This window comes from Qipengyuania qiaonensis (genome assembly GCF_019711515.1).
GTDB classification, from domain to species: Bacteria; Pseudomonadota; Alphaproteobacteria; order Sphingomonadales; family Sphingomonadaceae; genus Qipengyuania; species Qipengyuania qiaonensis.
The window spans coordinates 1-16,378 of sequence record NZ_JAIGNO010000003.1; the positions used below are offsets into that span (position 1 = coordinate 1).

At 64.0% G+C, this 16,378-nt stretch carries 23 protein-coding genes; 9 read left to right on the plus strand and 14 right to left on the minus strand.

Features of this window, described 5'->3' with window-relative positions; all coding sequences use genetic code 11:
* Positions 1-123 precede the first annotated feature (123 nt).
* Positions 124-552 carry a VOC family protein gene (locus K3174_RS05630; RefSeq protein ID WP_247711943.1) on the minus strand — a complete coding sequence of 143 codons (429 nt, stop codon included), beginning with the start codon at positions 550-552 and terminating at the stop codon, positions 124-126.
* 77 nt (positions 553-629) lie between these two features.
* Between K3174_RS05630 and K3174_RS05635 the strand changes: the two genes are divergently transcribed.
* The 4 genes from K3174_RS05635 to K3174_RS17140 all read left to right on the plus strand — a co-directional run bounded on the left by K3174_RS05635 (position 630) and on the right by K3174_RS17140 (position 3,292).
* Positions 630-1,328, plus strand: coding sequence for a helix-turn-helix transcriptional regulator (locus tag K3174_RS05635; RefSeq protein WP_221556647.1), 699 nt, complete (start codon positions 630-632; stop codon positions 1,326-1,328).
* A 13-nt stretch (positions 1,329-1,341) separates the two neighbouring features.
* The gene (locus K3174_RS05640; protein ID WP_221556649.1) at positions 1,342-2,025 is read left to right on the plus strand and encodes a helix-turn-helix transcriptional regulator; all 684 of its coding nucleotides are present in this window, start codon (positions 1,342-1,344) and stop codon (positions 2,023-2,025) included.
* A gap of 66 nt (positions 2,026-2,091) precedes the next feature.
* Positions 2,092-2,949, plus strand: coding sequence for an NmrA family NAD(P)-binding protein (locus tag K3174_RS05645; protein WP_247711944.1), 858 nt, complete (start codon positions 2,092-2,094; stop codon positions 2,947-2,949).
* Positions 2,927-3,292 (plus strand): HIRAN domain-containing protein, encoded by a 366-nt coding sequence (locus tag K3174_RS17140; RefSeq protein WP_221556653.1) that lies wholly within the window; start codon positions 2,927-2,929, stop codon positions 3,290-3,292. The genes K3174_RS05645 and K3174_RS17140 overlap by 23 nt, the downstream gene beginning before the upstream one ends.
* Here the strand turns inward: K3174_RS17140 and K3174_RS05655 are convergent.
* Entirely contained in the window at positions 3,280-3,801 is a 522-nt protein-coding gene (locus K3174_RS05655) for a MarR family winged helix-turn-helix transcriptional regulator (RefSeq protein WP_221556655.1), read from the minus strand. The two genes, K3174_RS17140 and K3174_RS05655, sit on opposite strands and share 13 nt — an antisense overlap.
* 67 nt (positions 3,802-3,868) lie before the next feature.
* On the opposite strand from K3174_RS05655, the gene K3174_RS05660 reads away from it, so the two are divergent.
* From K3174_RS05660 to K3174_RS05675, 4 genes are all read left to right on the plus strand, one after another.
* The gene (locus tag K3174_RS05660) at positions 3,869-4,288 is read left to right on the plus strand and encodes a DoxX family protein (RefSeq protein WP_221556657.1); all 420 of its coding nucleotides are present in this window, start codon (positions 3,869-3,871) and stop codon (positions 4,286-4,288) included.
* A gap of 39 nt (positions 4,289-4,327) precedes the next feature.
* Complete coding sequence (locus K3174_RS05665) at positions 4,328-4,555, plus strand: DUF4287 domain-containing protein (protein ID WP_221556659.1); 228 nt, start codon at positions 4,328-4,330, stop codon at positions 4,553-4,555.
* Positions 4,556-4,641: 86 nt separating this feature from the next.
* Positions 4,642-5,745: an alpha/beta hydrolase family protein gene (locus K3174_RS05670; protein ID WP_221556662.1), complete on the plus strand. Its 1,104-nt coding sequence runs from the start codon at positions 4,642-4,644 to the stop codon at positions 5,743-5,745.
* Between the two features lie 42 nt (positions 5,746-5,787).
* Positions 5,788-6,927: an alpha/beta fold hydrolase gene (locus tag K3174_RS05675; protein ID WP_247711946.1), complete on the plus strand. Its 1,140-nt coding sequence runs from the start codon at positions 5,788-5,790 to the stop codon at positions 6,925-6,927.
* A gap of 248 nt (positions 6,928-7,175) precedes the next feature.
* Here K3174_RS05675 and K3174_RS05680 read toward each other — a convergent pair whose 3' ends face one another.
* The 11 genes from K3174_RS05680 to K3174_RS05730 form a co-directional block, all read right to left on the minus strand.
* A complete protein-coding gene (locus K3174_RS05680; protein ID WP_221556664.1) occupies positions 7,176-7,607 on the minus strand; it encodes a ribbon-helix-helix domain-containing protein in 432 nt (143 codons plus the stop codon).
* 9 nt (positions 7,608-7,616) lie between these two features.
* Positions 7,617-9,590: a conjugal transfer protein TraG gene (locus tag K3174_RS05685; protein ID WP_221556666.1), complete on the minus strand. Its 1,974-nt coding sequence runs from the start codon at positions 9,588-9,590 to the stop codon at positions 7,617-7,619.
* A gap of 20 nt (positions 9,591-9,610) precedes the next feature.
* Positions 9,611-11,368: a DUF3363 domain-containing protein gene (locus K3174_RS17075; protein WP_221556675.1), complete on the minus strand. Its 1,758-nt coding sequence runs from the start codon at positions 11,366-11,368 to the stop codon at positions 9,611-9,613.
* A gap of 238 nt (positions 11,369-11,606) precedes the next feature.
* On the minus strand, positions 11,607-12,359 hold the full coding sequence (locus K3174_RS05695) for a lytic transglycosylase domain-containing protein (protein WP_221556678.1): 753 nt from the start codon (positions 12,357-12,359) through the stop codon (positions 11,607-11,609).
* A gap of 4 nt (positions 12,360-12,363) precedes the next feature.
* Positions 12,364-12,699: a DUF736 domain-containing protein gene (locus tag K3174_RS05700; RefSeq protein WP_221556680.1), complete on the minus strand. Its 336-nt coding sequence runs from the start codon at positions 12,697-12,699 to the stop codon at positions 12,364-12,366.
* Between the two features lie 37 nt (positions 12,700-12,736).
* Complete coding sequence (locus K3174_RS05705; protein ID WP_221556681.1) at positions 12,737-13,294, minus strand: S26 family signal peptidase; 558 nt, start codon at positions 13,292-13,294, stop codon at positions 12,737-12,739.
* On the minus strand, positions 13,291-13,788 hold the full coding sequence (locus tag K3174_RS05710) for a DUF2840 domain-containing protein (RefSeq protein ID WP_221556683.1): 498 nt from the start codon (positions 13,786-13,788) through the stop codon (positions 13,291-13,293). Before K3174_RS05710 ends, K3174_RS05705 begins: the two co-directional genes overlap by 4 nt.
* Positions 13,788-14,051 carry a helix-turn-helix transcriptional regulator gene (locus K3174_RS05715; protein WP_221556686.1) on the minus strand — a complete coding sequence of 88 codons (264 nt, stop codon included), beginning with the start codon at positions 14,049-14,051 and terminating at the stop codon, positions 13,788-13,790. Before K3174_RS05715 ends, K3174_RS05710 begins: the two co-directional genes overlap by 1 nt.
* Positions 14,052-14,168: 117 nt before the next feature.
* A complete protein-coding gene (locus tag K3174_RS05720) occupies positions 14,169-14,717 on the minus strand; it encodes a DUF2285 domain-containing protein (protein WP_345719593.1) in 549 nt (182 codons plus the stop codon).
* Between the two features lie 13 nt (positions 14,718-14,730).
* Positions 14,731-15,045: a transcriptional regulator domain-containing protein gene (locus K3174_RS05725; RefSeq protein ID WP_345719594.1), complete on the minus strand. Its 315-nt coding sequence runs from the start codon at positions 15,043-15,045 to the stop codon at positions 14,731-14,733.
* 51 nt (positions 15,046-15,096) lie between these two features.
* Entirely contained in the window at positions 15,097-15,363 is a 267-nt protein-coding gene (locus K3174_RS05730) for a DNA -binding domain-containing protein (protein WP_221556689.1), read from the minus strand.
* Between the two features lie 289 nt (positions 15,364-15,652).
* Between K3174_RS05730 and K3174_RS05735 the strand changes: the two genes are divergently transcribed.
* Positions 15,653-15,877, plus strand: coding sequence for a helix-turn-helix domain-containing protein (locus tag K3174_RS05735; RefSeq protein ID WP_221556691.1), 225 nt, complete (start codon positions 15,653-15,655; stop codon positions 15,875-15,877).
* Between the two features lie 68 nt (positions 15,878-15,945).
* On the opposite strand, the gene K3174_RS05740 is transcribed toward K3174_RS05735, so the two are convergent.
* Entirely contained in the window at positions 15,946-16,275 is a 330-nt protein-coding gene (locus K3174_RS05740; protein WP_221556693.1) for a DUF736 domain-containing protein, read from the minus strand.
* Positions 16,276-16,378 lie beyond the last annotated feature (103 nt).

Genomic DNA, 16,378 nt, shown 5'->3' on the forward strand with positions numbered 1-16,378 from the left:
TAATATCACCAACCGGACGAGGCCCACACTCCGAAAAATTACGCCCCGAAGTGTGCCAAATGTTTTGACGACGGACAGGGCGTGCCGTACTCAGATCGATGGCACGCCCCCGGGTCTTGGTTTTCACTCGGGCGCATTGCACACGGCTTCGATGTTGATGCCATCCGGGTCGTAAACGAACGCGCCGTAGTAATCCTCGTGGTACCGCCGAATTCCCGGAGCCCCATTGTCGGTGCCACCGGCGGCGAGTGCGGCTTCGTAGAAGTCGTCCACCTCCTGACGCGATCTGGCGATGAAGGCGAAATGCGTCGCCTCGCCCACCTTGGCGTTGCCGACGATCCAGAACAGGGGCTTGTGCGCCCGGCCGAACCCGCACATCGCGCCGCCGGTCTTCTGCTGCTCACCGCCTTCTTCGGCCTGCTCAGGTGGTATTGACAGCATCAGTTCGAGGCCCAGCGGCGCCAGTGCCTTCTCATAGAAGACACGCGAGCGCTCGATGTCCGATACGCCGATATTGAGGTGGTCGATGATCGTTTCTTGATACGGGGTCATCTGTGATCCTTCGTTCCGTTGCTGTCGCGATTTGTGATAGAGAACCCTCCTGACAGCTCGTGTCAGCAGCGTTATGCATGTCCGCATCAATGAAGCGCGCCGACAGACTACTTCAGATCGTCCAGATCCTGCGACGCCGGGATTGCCCGACGACGGCCATGATGCTCGCCACCGAACTCGAGGTGGCACCGCGGACGATCTACCGCGACATCGCGACCCTTCAAGCCGGGCGGGTTCCGATCGACGGAGAGGCAGGCGTTGGATACGTCCTGAGACCGGGATACGATCTTCCGCCGTTGATGTTCGACCCCCAAGAGATCGAAGCTGTCACGCTCGGCGCGCGCATGGTGATCGAACGGGGCGATCCGGACCTTTCCAGAGCCGCCGCTGACGTTCTTGCGAAGATTCGAGCAGTCCTTCCGACCTCGGTTGGAAGCGAACTTTGGAAGGCTTCGCTGCTGGTTCCCCATCCGCTTGAGGATGCGGTCGACCTCGGACCGCATCTTCCCGAACTGCGCACAGCGATCCGCGGAAACCGCAAGCTTCGTATCGCCTACATGGATGGCGATCGGCAAGGCACCGAAAGAACCATCTGGCCACTCGGCCTCTATCTCTACAGCCACGTCACGCTGGTCTGTTCGTGGTGCGAACTGCGCAGCGGTTACCGCGCGTTTCGATCGGACAGGATTTCGGTCTGTGAAACCCTCGATCAGCAGTTCGACGCCCAGAATGGGCGATTGCTGAGAGAGTATTTCGAGGCATCGGCGCTTCAATGACCGGTGAGGTGACATGACGCGCTCCGAGCGCCTTCTGGCCATCATGCAAATGCTTCGAGCAAGGCGAGGGCCGGTGACCGCGGGCGTGATCGCGGACAGGTTCGGGGTGTCCGAGCGCACCATCTACCGCGATATCCTCGTCCTCATCGATCGGGGAGCGGTGATCCGGGGCGAAGCGGGGATCGGCTACGTCCTGGACCAGGATCACTTTCTGCCGCCCTTGATGTTCACCGCGGACGAAGCCGATGCGATCGTATTCGGGCTGCGGTATGCGACACGTCGGGGCGATACGGGCCTGTCCTGTGCAGCGGAACACGCGCTCGCGAAGATCACCTCCGTCACGCCGCCCGATCTTGCGCGATCGATGCAGGCCAATGGACTTGTCGTGCAGCCCGAGCTCGGAGCGATCGGCCAGATGGTAGGGCAGATCCGTCAGGCGATCCGCCGAGAGCACATGATCACCTTCGACTACGTCGATCAACAGGGAACTCGGTCGCATCGCAGCGGAATGCCCGTCGCGATCGGATTCTTCGATGATGGTGCCATGCTCGCTGCCTGGTGCAACGGTCGGCAGGACTTCCGGCATTTTCGCCTGGATCGCATATCCGGACTTCATGAGCAGCCCGAACGCTTCGACAGGCCGCATCGACGCCTCCTCGCGGAATACCGCAAACTGGAGCCGGGCATGCAGTCTTGAACGCTCCTGACACGAATTGTCAGTCACGGGGTCTAGCCAAGACAAAAGGCCAAGGAGCGCTTGCATATGTTCATTGTTTCGGGAGCGACGGGGCACGTGGGTTCTGCCGTTGCGGAAGCCCTGTTGCGGGACGGACACGAGGTGATCGCCATCACCCGCGATGCAGCCAACGCTGCGGCCCTGAAGGAGAAAGGCGCATCGATCGCGGTCGCCGATCTCTATGATGTCGATGCGATGCGGGATGTCTTCAGGAAGGGCAAGAGGCTGTTCCTGCTCAATCCTCCCGCCAAGCCGGACACCGATACGGATCGCGCGGAAAATGAAACCGCACGACTCCTGCTTGCAGCTGTCGAAGGATCCGGACTGGAGAAGATCGTCGCCGAGTCGACCTACGGTGCGCAGCCGGGCGAGCAGTTGGGCGACCTCAACACCCTTCACACGATGGAAGAGGGGCTGCGCGACCAGCGGGTCCCGACCACCATTCTTCGCGCCGCCTATTACTTCAGCAACTGGGATGCGATGCTCGAAACCGTTCGCGAAGGCACATTGCCCACGATGTATCCGGCGGACCTCAAGCTGCCCATGGTCGCGCCCGCCGATCTCGGCGACGCCGCCGCCGATCTCTTGACGGCTCCGGTCGAAGAAACGGGGATCGTCCATGTCGAAGGGCCGACTCGGTACTCTTCGCGCGACGTCGCGGACGCTTTCGCTCATACATTGGGCCGAAAGGTAGAGGTGGCAGTAACGCCCCGCGACCATTGGGAGGAAACGTACAGGTCTCTGGGGTTCTCGGAGGAGGCCGCGCATTCCTACGCACGGATGACCGCGATCACGGCCGATGGCGACTATGAGATGCCGAATGAACCCGTCCGCGGCTCGACCACGCTACAGGACTACATCGATGCCCTCGTCGAGCGAGACTGAGATCGGCACGACCTCAGTCCGCCTTGCCGTAGCGGGCTGCCAGTTCGAGAACCACGATGGCAGCAGCCGACAGGAGGAGCTGCGTCGGTGCCGCGCCGGAGAGGCGGTCGCGCTTACCGCGGAGCCAGACAATCCTAAGCACGTCGGCGCCATAGCAGTCTATTCGTGCCGGGATATCCAGATCGGATACCTTCGTCGCCGCGATGCCGAGTGGCTGACCGATCAACTCATGGAAGGAACCGGCCTCTCCGCGTCCATCGTTTCGATCGCGCCGCGTGCCAGGCCATTCGACCCTCTTGTCGTGATGATTCGTATCGAATGTAGTGCGCTTCAGGTTCGATGAGTCTGCTCCAGGCTCAGGGCCAGTTTGCCGAGAAGCTCGCCGAGCCTTTCACGTTCCCCATCGTTCAATCCGGCCAGAAGTTGCATCTCGAGCGCCATGTCGTCGCGGAAGGCCTGCTCGGTCTTCCTTCGACCCCTCGGCGTCAACTGGACGAGCATGCTGCGCGCATCGTCGGCACTGGGCTCGCGTCGCACCAGTCCAGCCCTTTGCAGACGGCTCAGACGGTCGGTGAGACCGCCCGATGAGATCATCAGGGACCTGTAGAGTTCGGTCGGTCGAAGACGATAGGGCGGGCCCGATCGAAGGAGGGTCGAGAGTACGTCGAATTCTCCCCGGTCCAGTCCATGGCCGGCGAAGACTTTCTCGATCGGCGCGCCGACAGCATGGACGATCCAGCGCGCGCGTCCGAGGACGGCCATCGGGCTGGTGTCGAGATCGGGCAGCTCCCTGTCCCACTGCTCGCGTCGCTCGGCCACCCGGTCACCGAACGAAACTGATTGTCTTGACATCGAGACATCTCCGATTTATCTCGACATCAAGATAACAACGATGTGACGAAGAGCAAGGACCCCGTTGATGAACGAATACGATCCGGAAGAGCCACCCAACGGAAAGGGCGGGGTTGTGTGGGCCGGCCGGGCGCTGACGGCGCTCTTCGCGCTGTTCATGCTCGGGGCATCGATCGCACCCAAGCTCCTTGGACTCGATGTTGCCGGCGATACGCTCGAACCTCTAGGCTGGCCCCGCGATGCTGCCTTCGCGATCGGCATCCTCGAACTTGCATGCGTTGCGCTGTATCTATGGCCACGAACCAGCGTTCTGGGCGCCATCCTGATGACCGGCGTGCTAGGTGGTGCGATGGCGACCCAATTCAGGGTCGACGCGCCGCTGCTCTCCCATTCGCTGTTCGGCATCTATCTGGGTCTCGCGATGTGGGGCGGGCTATGGCTCCGCGATCCGGCGCTGCGTCGGCAGTTCCCCTGGAGGGTCCGCTAGAACGAGCTGGTCAACCGCTACAGCAGAAGGAAGTGAACGATGTCGTTCCAAGCATATCTGGATACGATCGAAAACAAGACCGGTCTCGATGCCGACGGTCTCAGGAAGGCCGCCGAGGCCAACGGGCTGGCCGAGAACGGCAAGCTCAAGCCGGGAACGAAGGCCGGCGACGTGGTTGCCTGGCTGAAGGCGGAGCATGACCTTGGGCACGGCCATGCGATGGCAGTATATGCGCTCCTGTCCGGGAAGCGGAAGCCTGGCGACTAGAATCGGCGGACGCTCGTATGGACCGTGAGGGCAGATCGCAGCCCCTCGCACATCGCATCCTTCGACTGCAGACGTGGAAGGACAGAATGATAATCGCATTCAAACGGTTGGCAGGCCTCGTCATGCTATCGGCGACCTGCTTTTCGACCCCGCTACAGGCTCAAGTGCCTGAAACGCCGGCAGCGGTACCTTGGGCGGTGCCACCGACCATTCGAATAGAGCTATTGTCACTTACGTTCGACAATCTGGGAACATCACTCAGTGGCATACTGTATGTGCCGGAGGGTGCGCGCGAACTGCCGGTCGCGGTGGTCCTGCATAGCGCGGCGGGCCCTTCGCAGGACGCCGCGCTCTATGAACACCTCAAACAAATGTTACCGCCCCTGGGTATGGCCGTATTCGTGTTCGACCGCCGCGGAAGCGGAGCTTCAGGCGGTGACGATCCGCGCAGCACCGACTTCGATGTGCTCGCGAGCGACGCGGTCGCGGCCCGCGCACGGCTTGCGATCCTGCCGCAGATCGACCCGAGCCGCATCGGTTTCTGGGGTCTCAGCCAAGGAGGATGGATAGCGCTGCTCGCTGCGGCCAGGATGCCGGACGCCGCGTTCGCAATCTCGGTTTCCGCCCCGATCACCGCGGCCGACGTCCAGATGAACTACGCCGTCGAGAACATTCTCCGGATCAAGGGGTACAGTCAGGGCGACATCGACGAGGCGATCGACGCTCGGCGCGCTGTCGACGATTACACGCGGGGGCATCTGGATCGCGCGAGCGCAGAGCGCTTCGTCGCGGCCGCGCGGCTCCGGCCGTGGTGGAAGCACATCTACCTGGAGGGGAACATCGACGATCCGACATGGCTCGGGCAGATCGAGGCGGATCCGTTGCGCGCGCTGGACGGTTCGAGGGTTCCGACGCTCATGATCTTTGGTCAGGCCGATCCCTGGATCCCCGTCGGGGCGTCGATAGCCGCGCTCGACGGGTCCGCTGCCAGGCGTCCGAACGTCTCCGTCCATGTCGTGGCCGGGGCCGATCACATGATGATGCTGGGCGTCGACCCGAAGGAGCAGATCGACCCGGCGGCCTTCGACGGACAACGGCCGGACGCGAGTGAATACTTCGGGCTGCTCGCAAGTTGGCTGGAAAGGCGTGGCCTCACGACAAGGACGGCGACCCAGCCCAGCCCGCGTTGACTTCGCAAAATGAACAGCGTTCTGAGAGAGTTTGAGAGAAGAATGATGAATGGTTTCCGGTCCATCCTTGCTTCGGCCCTGTTGCTTGCCGGATCGCATGCCTCGGCGCAGAGCGCGCCTGACCCATACGCCCAGGGTCGCGAGATCGTCGCCGACATCGGCCGTATCGTCATACCGGACGGGGTGCAGGAGACATTCACCGCCACCCTCGGTGGTACGCGCCAGGTCGTAAACGTGCGCGGAGCCGATCGCGACAATCCGATCCTGCTCTTTATCCACGGCGGCCCGGGCGCGGTCGAGATGCCGATCGCCTGGTCGTTCCAGCGGCCATGGGAGGACTTCTTCACGGTGGTGCAATGGGACCAGCGCGGTGCCGGCAGGTCGTATTTGCTCAACGACCCTGACGTCATCGCGCCCACTCTGACGCTCGACCGTTATCGCGACGACGCGATCGAGTTGATCGAACAGCTCCGTGCCAGATATGGGAAGCGCAAGATCTTCGTGCTCGGCCACAGCTGGGGCTCGGCGGTCGGCCTGGCCGTGGCCGCCAGACGTCCGGACCTTCTCCACGCCTACGTGGGGATGGGCCAGATCATCGATTTCAAGGAAAACGAGCGCGTTGGCATGGCGTGGACGATCGAGCAGGCTCGCATCCGCGGCGACTTGGATGCCGCACGAGAGGTCGAGGAGCTTCGGCCCTACCCTGACGGTGGCACCTTCACGATCGAGCAGGCTGACGGGTGGCGCAAGCACGCCATCCGCTACGGTGCGCTCGCGGCCTACCGTCAGGACGCCGACTTCTACCTTCGCGCGCCACGCCTCTCTCCGGAGTACAACGCCGCCGACCGGCAGGCCTGGTCCGACGGTGCTGCATTCACGGTCGAGACGCTGTTTCCGCGTCTGGCCGACTTGAGCTTCACAACCACCCGGGAACTCGAAATCCCGGTGATAATGCTGCTGGGCCGCCACGATTATGTGACGCCCTCATCGATCACGCAGGAATGGATGGCTCGCCTCAGCGCACCCCGGAAGCAGACCATTCTGCTCGAACATTCGGCGCATCTTCCCATGGTCGAGCAGCCTGGGCTGACGCTGAAGGCGCTGCTGGAGCAGGTAAGACCACTCAGTGCGGACGGAGGCTACAGCTCGCGGACCGCGTCTCCCGCAGCCGAACGCCATTAATGTATCCGAAGCCTCAACGTCAGGGCGCTTCCCAGAGAGCACTTAGGCGAGCTGGAACTGGGTCCACTCATCATGCTTCGCCTCTCGGACGACGGTGACAAGGGGCGCTTGCTCGGCACGCGGCTCAACCCCCGCGAGACCTAGGCGATGGTACAGCAGCTTTTGGGATACCAACGGTGCCTGCCCAATGACCGACATGAGGGCGCAAAGCTGCCGTTCTTGAAGGAAGCCAAGTGCTATCGGCAACTTCATTCTACCGGGTCTTCGACAGACGGCTGAGGCCAGACGTCCTCCTGTACCTCGTCGAGTAGGCTCTTACCGCTCGCATACCGACGCCCGAGTGTTTCGACGAAACCCTCGTAGCGTTTGCGTCCCTTGATCTGCGCCGCCGCCTGGTCCTCCTCGGGCAGCGGCGGCGTAACCGACAGCCAGAACCGCACGAACAGCGCCAGTGCCTCGGTCGTGAGACCGGTATCGCGTTCCAGACGCTGAACCTGCCGCGACAACCGGTCGAGCCGCCGTGCGAACGCCGCTTCCAGACGGTCGGTGCCATCGGGCGACATATAGGACGTTACCGCAGCCTCGATAAGCGCGGAACGGGAGATGCGCTTGCGGAGCGCGAGCTCGCTGACTTGCTTCGCCAGTGCGGGCGGAAAATACACATTGAGCCGGGTTCGCATTTCCAGCTCCTACAAATCGATGCCGTCGTTCGGATCGAGCGAGGCCTGCCGCGCCAGTCCCTGCATTCGCCGCCGCAGAGCCGATGTGCGCGCGACCTCGTCGGGATCGTCCTCGACGATCGCAAACTCATCGGCAGACGACACTTCCTGATCCTTCGCGATATCGACATGCTCGGGCAATTCGGGCTCGCGGCGCAGCCCGCCATTGGCGGCGTCCTCGGCATCGCGCACGATGCGTGCCACCTGCTTGGGGTCGGCCGCAACCTGTTTGCCAGTCCAATTGTCAGGCCGGGTCGATGTTGCCGCAGGTATCGGCGCATCGAAAATCCTCTCCACAAACCGCCGATCTCTGAAATAGCGCGCCTTCTTCGCGCGGATCGGCGGCAAGCCGGCCACCATCACAATCTCGTCGTCGGGTGGCAGTTGCATCACCTCACCGGGCGTCAGCAGTTGCCGCCCGGTCTCCTGTCGCGACACCATCAGATGGCCGAGCCATGGCGAGAGGCGATGGCCGGCATAGTTCTTCATCGCGCGCAGTTCGGTCGCAGTCCCGAGCGCGTCGGATACGCGCTTGGCGGTCCGCTCGTCATTGGTCGCGAAGCTCACCCGCACATGGCAGTTGTCGAGGATCGCGTTGTTGGGACCGTAGGCTTTCTCGATCTGGTTCAGCGATTGAGCGATCAGGAAGCTTTTCAGACCATAGCCCGCCATGAAGGCGAGTGCGGATTCGAAGAAGTCGAGTCGCCCCAGCGCCGGAAACTCATCGAGCATCAGCAGCACGCGGTGGCGGTTCGCCTTCGGGGTCAGCTCTTCGGTCAACCTTCGCCCGATCTGGTTGAGGATGAGGCGGATCAGCGGTTTGGTCCGCGAGATGTCGCTGGGCGGAACGACCAGATAAAGCGTTGCCGGTCGATCGCCTTCGACCAGATCGGCGATACGCCATTGGCAGGCGCGCGTGACCTGCGCGACGACGGGATCGCGGTAGAGGCCGAGGAACGACATGGCGGTGCTGAGCACGCCCGAGCGTTCGTTGTCCGACTTGTTCAGCAGCTCGCGCGCGGCGCTGGCGACGACCGGATGCACGCCCGCCTCACCGAAGTGCGACGTCGCCATCATCGCGGCCAGTGTCTGCTCGATCGTGCGGGATGGATCGGAGAGGAAGGAGGCCACTCCGGCAAGCGTCTTGTCGCTTTCCGCGTAGAGAACGTGCAGGATCGCGCCGACCAACAGCGAGTGCGATGTCTTCTCCCAATGGTTGCGCCGCTCGAGAGACCCTTCGGGATCGACCAGCACGTCGGCGACGTTCTGGACGTCGCGCACTTCCCACTGGCCGCGCCGCACTTCGAGCAGCGGATTGTAGGCGGCAGAGGCGGCATTGGTCGGATCGAACAGAAGCACCCGCCCGTGTCGCGACCGGAAACCGGCAGTAAGTTGCCAATTCTCGCCCTTGATGTCGTGAACGATCGCCGAGCCTGGCCAGGTCAGCAGCGATGGGATGACCAGCCCGACGCCCTTCCCGCTCCGCGTCGGCGCGAAGCACAACACATGCTCGGGGCCATCGTGGCGCAGATAGTCGCGACCGAGCTTGCCCAATACGACACCATCGCTGCCGAGCAAGCCCGCGGCGCGCACCTCGCGCTCGGCTGCCCAGCGCGCCGAACCGTAGGTCTCGGCATTCTTCAACTCACGCGCGCGCCAGACCGACATGGCTATGGCCACCGCGATCGAGGCGAAGCCGCCCGAAGCGGCGATGAACGCACCGGTCTGGAAGATTTCGGGCGCATAGGCGTCGAACGAAAACCACCACCAGAAGAAGGCGGGCGGCAGATAGACCGGCTGATCGAACGCGACGAACCATGGCGGCCCGAGTTCGGGCTGATAGGTCAGCGCCGCGGCGGTCCACTGGGTCGCGCCCCAAACCCCGGCGAGCACGATCAGGAAGACGGCGATGATCTGGCCCCACAGTATCTTGGTCGCTGACATGATCGTCTCCTCTTCCCGGACTACCGACCGAGGCCGCGCTTGCGGCCCAGCATGAGGTCGAGGCCGCCGCCGCTGCGCACCACGCCCGCCACTTCGCGACCGAGTTGGCGTTCGAGACCGTTTGACCAAGGGACGAGGCGGAAGCCCAAGCCGTCGTCGATCATGGCAAAACGGCCGGAAGCAAGCCCGAGGCGTCGGCGGACGGTGCCGGCGACTTGGTCGCCAGTCTGCGCCGGTCGGTAGGCCAGCCCGGTTTCGCTCGCGATCTTCGTGGCGACGCTGTGCAGTTCGCGCGTTTGCAACCGGTCGAGCAGGCCGCGTTCGAACACCGTGCGTTCGCCAAAGCGGCGCGCCAGTCCCTCGGTCGCGAGATGATCGGTACGCGCGTCCATCGCGCGGCGCACCTCGGCACCGAACCCAGCATCGACGATAGCCTTGCCGCGCTCGATCAGTCGATGGTCGAGCCAAGTCGCACCTTTTGCTTTGACCTGACTTTCGAGATCGAAATCCGACCGTGTGGCAAGGAAGGGGATCGAGCCTTTGCCATCGCGCCGTTCGATCGCGCGTAGCTCGACGATACCGCCCAGGTCCGGGCTGTGCTCCAGCGCCTCGATGCCAGGCAACCGGACATGGTGGGTGCGCCCGTCGGTGGCGTCGATCACGGCATAGGCGGAGCCGGTCAGTTCGTCGTGAAGTCCCTTGTCGATCAGCCGTCCGGCGATGGGCTTTTCCGGCGCACCGGTGACGACGGCGTAGCTATCGAGTGCCCGATCCTGACCTTGCTCTTTGAGCGCCCGACCTATCCTGCGGATGATATCGCCGCGTGTGCCTAACTCACGAAGCTTTTCACGCACGCCGTCGGCCACCGCCCACTGGCCAGGCTCACCTTCAGCGGCGAGCCCCATCGTCTCCAGATGCTGCAGGCGCCCGATCATCAGACGGCGCAGGCGCGGATCGTCAGGACCGGAGCGCTCGGGCCGCAGATCGATCACGCCCAACTCGTCGGCGACGCGGTCGATTGCGTAATCCAGGCGCGTCCAGCGTTCGGCGGTCACCTCGCGATTAAGTGCGCGCTGCACCTCATGCTCGGGTTTCGGTCCAAGCTCGGCGAGGGCCAGTTCCTCGGCGCGCGACCGCAGGCCGTGGCCGATATAGTCGCGCGAGATGACGAGATCCTCGCCGCGCTCATCGACACCGCGCACCAGCAGATGGACGTGCGGATTGTCGGTGTTCCAATGATCGACCGCGACCCAGTCTAGCCGCGTGCCGAGATCGGCTTCCATCTGGCGCGCGAGGTCGCGGGTGTATTCGCGAAGATCGGTGAGCTCTGACGCGTCTTCGGGCGAGACGATGATCCGGAAATGATGCCGGTCGTCCTTACAGCGGTCGGCGAAGTTGAGGTCGTCGGCTTCGTCGCCGTTCGCATCGAACAGGCCTGCGGGCGAGCCGTCGCGGGTGACACCTTCGCGCTTCAGATAGGCTAAATGCGCGGTCAGCGGCGCCATTCGCCGCCCGCCGATCCGATGGCGCACCGGCAGCGCCTTCACCAGCACCCTTCGGCCCGAGCCGAACAGGCGTCCGCGCGCGAAGGATGTGCGACCCTTGCCGAAGCTCGATTGCCCGCGCTTACGTGGTCCGCCCCAGCCAGAACGTTTGGTCCCGCCATGCAGGGCGGCAACGCGCAGCACCTCGGCAACCAGTCCGCGCGTGTTCCGGCCTTGCGCCTTGCCGCGCGTCGCCTTGCCCGGCCGAATGCTGAAGTCGTTGTCTTCGGTCACGACACCACCACTTTCCGCCGAAAATGAGGGACGGTGCCATTCGAGGCGTTGTTTTTGTTGCCTTTTTCCTTCCGAGCGGCACGCTCGTCGACCGACGCCCCCATGGTAAGCCAAGCAAAAGCCGCGCTTTTCCGGCGAAACGGGGTGCACCTTGTATCTTGCAATCGTTTCCTACCCGGTTTTCCAGCTTCTCCTCCTCTCTTCACTTGAGGACACAATGCGAGGTGGACGGGCGAGATCATTGCGGTCGGCCCGCGCCAGCGCGGCGAACGAACAGCGTGTCCGACGACGCGGGTGATGTCGGCGTAGCCGCATCATCGCGGATGGTCGGCTCGCGTTCGGGCTGGGATTCCCGGACATTGTCTGATGCGACAATGACGTCGTTCGATAGTGGTTGTGCGGACAGTTCGGCTGGGCTTGCGGTGCGGACGAACAGCCCGGCCTGGCGCCAGGCGTGCGGGTCAGAAGGTGCCGCGGCAGTGACCTGCACGTCGCCCGAAGTGCCCGAGATCGACGAAAGACCGGCGAGATAGGCGCGCGTTTCGGCGGGCAGCGGGCGGCCGCGCAGATACTGATCGTAGCGGCCTGGTCCCGCATTGTAGGCCGCGAGCATCGCGGTCACATTGCCGTAGCGATTGTACATCGCGCGCAGGTAAGCCGCGCCCGCCAGGATGTTGTCGCGCGGATCGAATGGGTCGGAGCCGAGCCGATGGCGCGCACGCAGCTGCGCCCAGGTGCCGGGCATGATCTGCATCAGACCCATCGCTCCCGCACGCGAGACGGCATTGCGCCTGCCGCCGGACTCGACGCGCATCACCGCCCATATCCACGCTTCCGGAATGCCGAAGCGATGCGCGGCTTCGGCCACATGGCCTGAATAGGGATGACTCATGGCCGCACGATTCACAGGCTCGTCCTGCGCGACGACAATGCCGGGCGCAGCGAGGCCCGCCAACAGCAGAACTGCGAAGAAGGAGCCGTTCAACCTCATCGGCTCAGTCCCGCTCGCGGCGCGGTTGCGGTCGGGTCCAGCGCAGCACCCAGGAACTTTCGTCCGCCTCGCTGCGGAAGAGCGCGGCGCGGATGGGCTGCACAAAGGCGGGATCGTCGATGCGCAGCGAGACGTAATCGCCCGCGCGCTCGCCGGTCTCGTTCCAACCCGCGCCGATCTCCGGCCCTTCCGCATCCGAGCCGCGATGGACGCGCCAGTCGGGCGCCTTGTCGATATCGCTGCGTTCGGCCGGAACGAGCGCGATGCGAAGATCGAGCGTCGCGGTCTCGATCATGCCCTCGTAGCCATTGGCGGTGCGGATGAAGCTGCCGATCTGCATGTAAATATCCTTTCGTGGGTTGGGATCGGTTGGGGGATCAGGGGTTGCCGGAACGCCATTCGAGCGGCGCGCCGGGCGCATCGCGGGTGAGAATCGGCTGCGCGCGGCCGAGCACCGCGTTGGCGGGCAGCAGCCCGAAATAGCGACCGTCGAGACTGTCCGGATGGTCGGGATTGAGGAGGAACAGCTCGCCGTTGCGCAGCGTGCGACACCCATGCCAGACCGGCAGCGGGCGACCGAGCCGGTCATTGGCGCGCGTGGTCGCGAGGGGCCGGGTATCGACGCTGACGATGCTGCCGTCGCGACAGACACGCGCGCCGGGCTTGCCGACGACATGCTTCAGGAGCGGCACGTCCTCGCCGAGATAGCCGCGTTCGACCATCCAACGCGCGAGCCGTTCGGGCGGCGCGATCGCGACCAGCGCACCGACCGGCGGATCGCGATCGGGCGTGATGCGATAGAACCCGATCGGAACGCTCGCGCTGGCGTTCCAGATGATACGCGGCATTGGGTCGGTGATCGTAGTGACTGCATAACCGCCGACAAACAGCGACGCGACCATGGCGGTCGCGCGGATGTAGAAGCGGCGGGTCATCCTTCGACCTTTACGCGCTTGAGCCACGCTTGGTGACGCTCCAGAGTGTAGGCGCGCGGCTCCAGTCCGGCGGCGATGCGGTTGTGGACGTGCCGCCAGTGATCGGGCGCGGCATCGCACGGATCGACACCCGCTTCGTCGGCGGCATCGATCGCCGCGAGCACCTTGGAAACCTTCGGCCAGCCCTGAATGGAGAGCAGGATCTCGCCACCCGGGCGCACGAAAGGCAGCGTCGTGAACGGCTCTTCGGCAGCAACGGCGCGCACCACATCGATGCGCGACATGATCGTGCCGTAATCGTTCGCGGCCCACCGGACGAACGCGAACACCACCCCGGGACGAAAGCTGACGATGCGGCGACGGCGATCGACAATACGATCGTTCTCGACGCGCCCGAAGCGGATCCAATGTTCGATACGCTTCTCGATCCAGGTGAGTTCTACATGGGTCAGCCCGTCATCCGCAAGCTGGCGCAAGGCGTTGGAAGCGCGCATCACTTGCGGCTCCGAGCGAAGGCCGAACCCTCGCGCGGCAACAGATCGTTCTGCCCCGGATCGCTGGTCGAGTGCTTGATGCCGAGATCGGCCCAGGCCTGGAGGTCGTCGACCGAATAGATCACCCGTCCACCGATCCGGCGATAGGCGGGACCGGTCCCGAAATAGCGGTGCTTTTCGAGGGTGCGGCCCGACAAGCCGAGAAAGCGTGCCGCTTCGGGCGTCCTCAGATAGCGGGGCGGAAGGTTGGTCGTATCGGGCAAGGGAGCACTCCTGCGGTCATGGGCGGCAGGAGGCGTTTGTGGTGGAGCGAACGCGGGAGGCTGGAGTACGACAATATGCGGTCGCACCGATGTGACCACCCCTTCGGAGCGGTGAATTTAGCGGATGCGCAGCAGCTTGCGGTAGCCACCGTTCATCATGGCGGTGGCATCACGCACGAGCCGGATGACGAACGACCGTCCGGCCGAAACCTTCCATTCGGTCGCGGGCAGTTTGGCGTCATCCTCGCGGCCCAGCTCCGCGGCGATCTCGCGATAGGTTGCGCCGTCCTGGCGCATGTCGAGCGCGCGCAGCATCCGGTGGAGGCGCGCGAGCCGGTAGGCGCTGAGCGGCCAGCCGCGCGGCGGCGGACCCGGTTCTCGACCGAACAGGCGGCGGTGAAAGCGCATGAGGCTAGCCATCCGCGTGCTGAAATCATTGTCGAGCGGCACGATCGCGGCGAGCGGCGTCCCGGGCGTTGGGTCACGCAGCCACAGCCAGTGATCGCCCGAAGCATCGGCGACGATGATGTGGCGACCGTCGATGCCCACTTGGTCGATCAGCAGCGTGCCGAGCGTGTCCGGATCGAGGCTATCTGCACCGTCGAACCCATCTGGAGCAGCGTCGAGAATGACGGTGACAGCGGTCAGTTCAGGCCGCCAGACCACTTGCTCGTGAAGGTCATCCGGCGCAGCCGCAAAAGGATAACCCCCATCGCCGGGCGAACGCCGCCTCGGCGGTGTCCCTGGCGACGGTGCCGCGCGCGATGCGTTTCTGCATCTGTGCGTGCTCCGCTCGGTAGTTGCGATTGCGCTTCAGAAACTCTGCGGCGAGTTCGGCGCGACCAAGCGCTGGGGATGTGCCCCTCTTGCGCCCTGCGCGCCGCTGCGTCGGCGTCGGCATGGCATTCTCCCGGCCGCATTGCGCGCGACCTCGAAGGTCGCACGCTGATCCCTGCCAGTGCATCCGAACAGAGCCAAGATCGCGCGATGCCATGCGCGATCGGGAGCGAGTAGAAGCACTTAGTTTGCGAGTGGAATGAACCGTTTAGCGCGTCCGTGGGCCGAGAAGATGCGCGTAGCCGACCTCGGTCATCCACCGCGCGCGGGCGAGATGGCTCGCATACATGGTCTGCGCGCGCTGCGGTTCGGCCACCGGGTCGAGTTCGAACAGAACAACCGCGATTTCGCGCCAATCCGCGCCTTCGTCGTCGGCATCAAGCAAACGCAGATAATCTACTAGATGAGTTTCGTCGTAGGACGTGAGCGTGGAAAGATCGGGTGCGAGATCGTCGAAACGGCAGACGGACGGCATTGTCGAACCCCTTCCCAAACCCCGCGAAATACAACAACCTATCCCCCGGATAGGCGCGCGATCCGCATTTAGCGGTGCGCAAACGGCATCACCTCAACCCACCGATCTGCCTGCGAATCTCGATCGACACACCATCGATCCGGCACTTCATCGACGATTCCGCGGTCGCTGAACAGAGCCGAGCTCCGGACTGTGACCACTTATCGGCAGAGCGCCAATACCCACGCCCCAGTCGTTTGTAGAGAATACTCCGTGGCGGAATACTCTGCAAGCGTGGCCTCTCGCAGGCATGGATATCCGCGAGGTCTTGGCCGAGAATCTGAAGCGTCATCGCAAGGCGGCGGGATTGTCGCAGGAGGAACTTGCGCACCGCGCCGACATCGATCGCACCTATATCAGCTCGCTCGAACGCTGCGTCTATGCCGCCGGGATCGACGTCGTCGACCGGCTCGCGCGAGAACTGGGGCTTGAAGCCGCCGATCTGTTGAAGCGTCCGAAAAGCGAAAGCGAGTAAGCCCCGCTGCTCAAACTAGCACAGCAAAAGCCCCGCCCGGGCGAACCCGGGCGGGGCGTCTGGCCGGATCAGCCGTCGTTGCGGCGGTCGTTGGGGCGGGACCAGATGAGCGAGAAGCTCTCGCCGCCTTCGTCGTCGAAGAGGTTGGCGTAGATGGGAGCGGTGAAGCTCGGATCGTCGAGCTTGAGGCCGAGATAGTCGCGGCCCTCGTTCGAACTCTTGGACCAGGCCGCGCCGATCTCCGCCTTGCCGGCGAACACCCGGTGCGAGGGGGCGTTCTCGCTGGGGCGGGTTTCCTCGGGGACGATCCGGACGTTCTTCGCCTGGACCGAGAGGGTGACGATCTCGCCGGTGTATTCGCCCAAGGCCGTCTGCTTGAAGGTTCCGATGGTAGCCATGATTAAGTTCCTTTCTTCGGTGTTTCGAGCTCCGCGACCATCGCGGTCTCGATGGCATGTCGTCCGGCCGGGATGAGCGCCGACGCACCCGCAGGGCCGCAGC

What these genes read in the sequence shown, in the direction of transcription:
- K3174_RS05630 (WP_247711943.1), bottom strand. Translation starts at nt 552, where the DNA reads ATGACCCCGTATCAAGAAACGATCATCGACCACCTCAATATCGGCGTA.
- K3174_RS05635 (WP_221556647.1), top strand. Translation starts at nt 630, where the DNA reads ATGTCCGCATCAATGAAGCGCGCCGACAGACTACTTCAGATCGTCCAG.
- K3174_RS05640 (WP_221556649.1), top strand. Translation starts at nt 1,342, where the DNA reads ATGACGCGCTCCGAGCGCCTTCTGGCCATCATGCAAATGCTTCGAGCA.
- K3174_RS05645 (WP_247711944.1), top strand. Translation starts at nt 2,092, where the DNA reads ATGTTCATTGTTTCGGGAGCGACGGGGCACGTGGGTTCTGCCGTTGCG.
- K3174_RS17140 (WP_221556653.1), top strand. Translation starts at nt 2,927, where the DNA reads ATGCCCTCGTCGAGCGAGACTGAGATCGGCACGACCTCAGTCCGCCTT.
- K3174_RS05655 (WP_221556655.1), bottom strand. Translation starts at nt 3,801, where the DNA reads ATGTCAAGACAATCAGTTTCGTTCGGTGACCGGGTGGCCGAGCGACGC.
- K3174_RS05660 (WP_221556657.1), top strand. Translation starts at nt 3,869, where the DNA reads ATGAACGAATACGATCCGGAAGAGCCACCCAACGGAAAGGGCGGGGTT.
- K3174_RS05665 (WP_221556659.1), top strand. Translation starts at nt 4,328, where the DNA reads ATGTCGTTCCAAGCATATCTGGATACGATCGAAAACAAGACCGGTCTC.
- K3174_RS05670 (WP_221556662.1), top strand. Translation starts at nt 4,642, where the DNA reads ATGATAATCGCATTCAAACGGTTGGCAGGCCTCGTCATGCTATCGGCG.
- K3174_RS05675 (WP_247711946.1), top strand. Translation starts at nt 5,788, where the DNA reads ATGATGAATGGTTTCCGGTCCATCCTTGCTTCGGCCCTGTTGCTTGCC.
- K3174_RS05680 (WP_221556664.1), bottom strand. Translation starts at nt 7,607, where the DNA reads ATGCGAACCCGGCTCAATGTGTATTTTCCGCCCGCACTGGCGAAGCAA.
- K3174_RS05685 (WP_221556666.1), bottom strand. Translation starts at nt 9,590, where the DNA reads ATGTCAGCGACCAAGATACTGTGGGGCCAGATCATCGCCGTCTTCCTG.
- K3174_RS05695 (WP_221556678.1), bottom strand. Translation starts at nt 12,359, where the DNA reads ATGAGGTTGAACGGCTCCTTCTTCGCAGTTCTGCTGTTGGCGGGCCTC.
- K3174_RS05700 (WP_221556680.1), bottom strand. Translation starts at nt 12,699, where the DNA reads ATGCAGATCGGCAGCTTCATCCGCACCGCCAATGGCTACGAGGGCATG.
- K3174_RS05705 (WP_221556681.1), bottom strand. Translation starts at nt 13,294, where the DNA reads ATGACCCGCCGCTTCTACATCCGCGCGACCGCCATGGTCGCGTCGCTG.
- K3174_RS05710 (WP_221556683.1), bottom strand. Translation starts at nt 13,788, where the DNA reads ATGCGCGCTTCCAACGCCTTGCGCCAGCTTGCGGATGACGGGCTGACC.
- K3174_RS05725 (WP_345719594.1), bottom strand. Translation starts at nt 15,045, where the DNA reads ATGGCATCGCGCGATCTTGGCTCTGTTCGGATGCACTGGCAGGGATCA.
- K3174_RS05730 (WP_221556689.1), bottom strand. Translation starts at nt 15,363, where the DNA reads ATGCCGTCCGTCTGCCGTTTCGACGATCTCGCACCCGATCTTTCCACG.
- K3174_RS05735 (WP_221556691.1), top strand. Translation starts at nt 15,653, where the DNA reads ATGGATATCCGCGAGGTCTTGGCCGAGAATCTGAAGCGTCATCGCAAG.
- K3174_RS05740 (WP_221556693.1), bottom strand. Translation starts at nt 16,275, where the DNA reads ATGGCTACCATCGGAACCTTCAAGCAGACGGCCTTGGGCGAATACACC.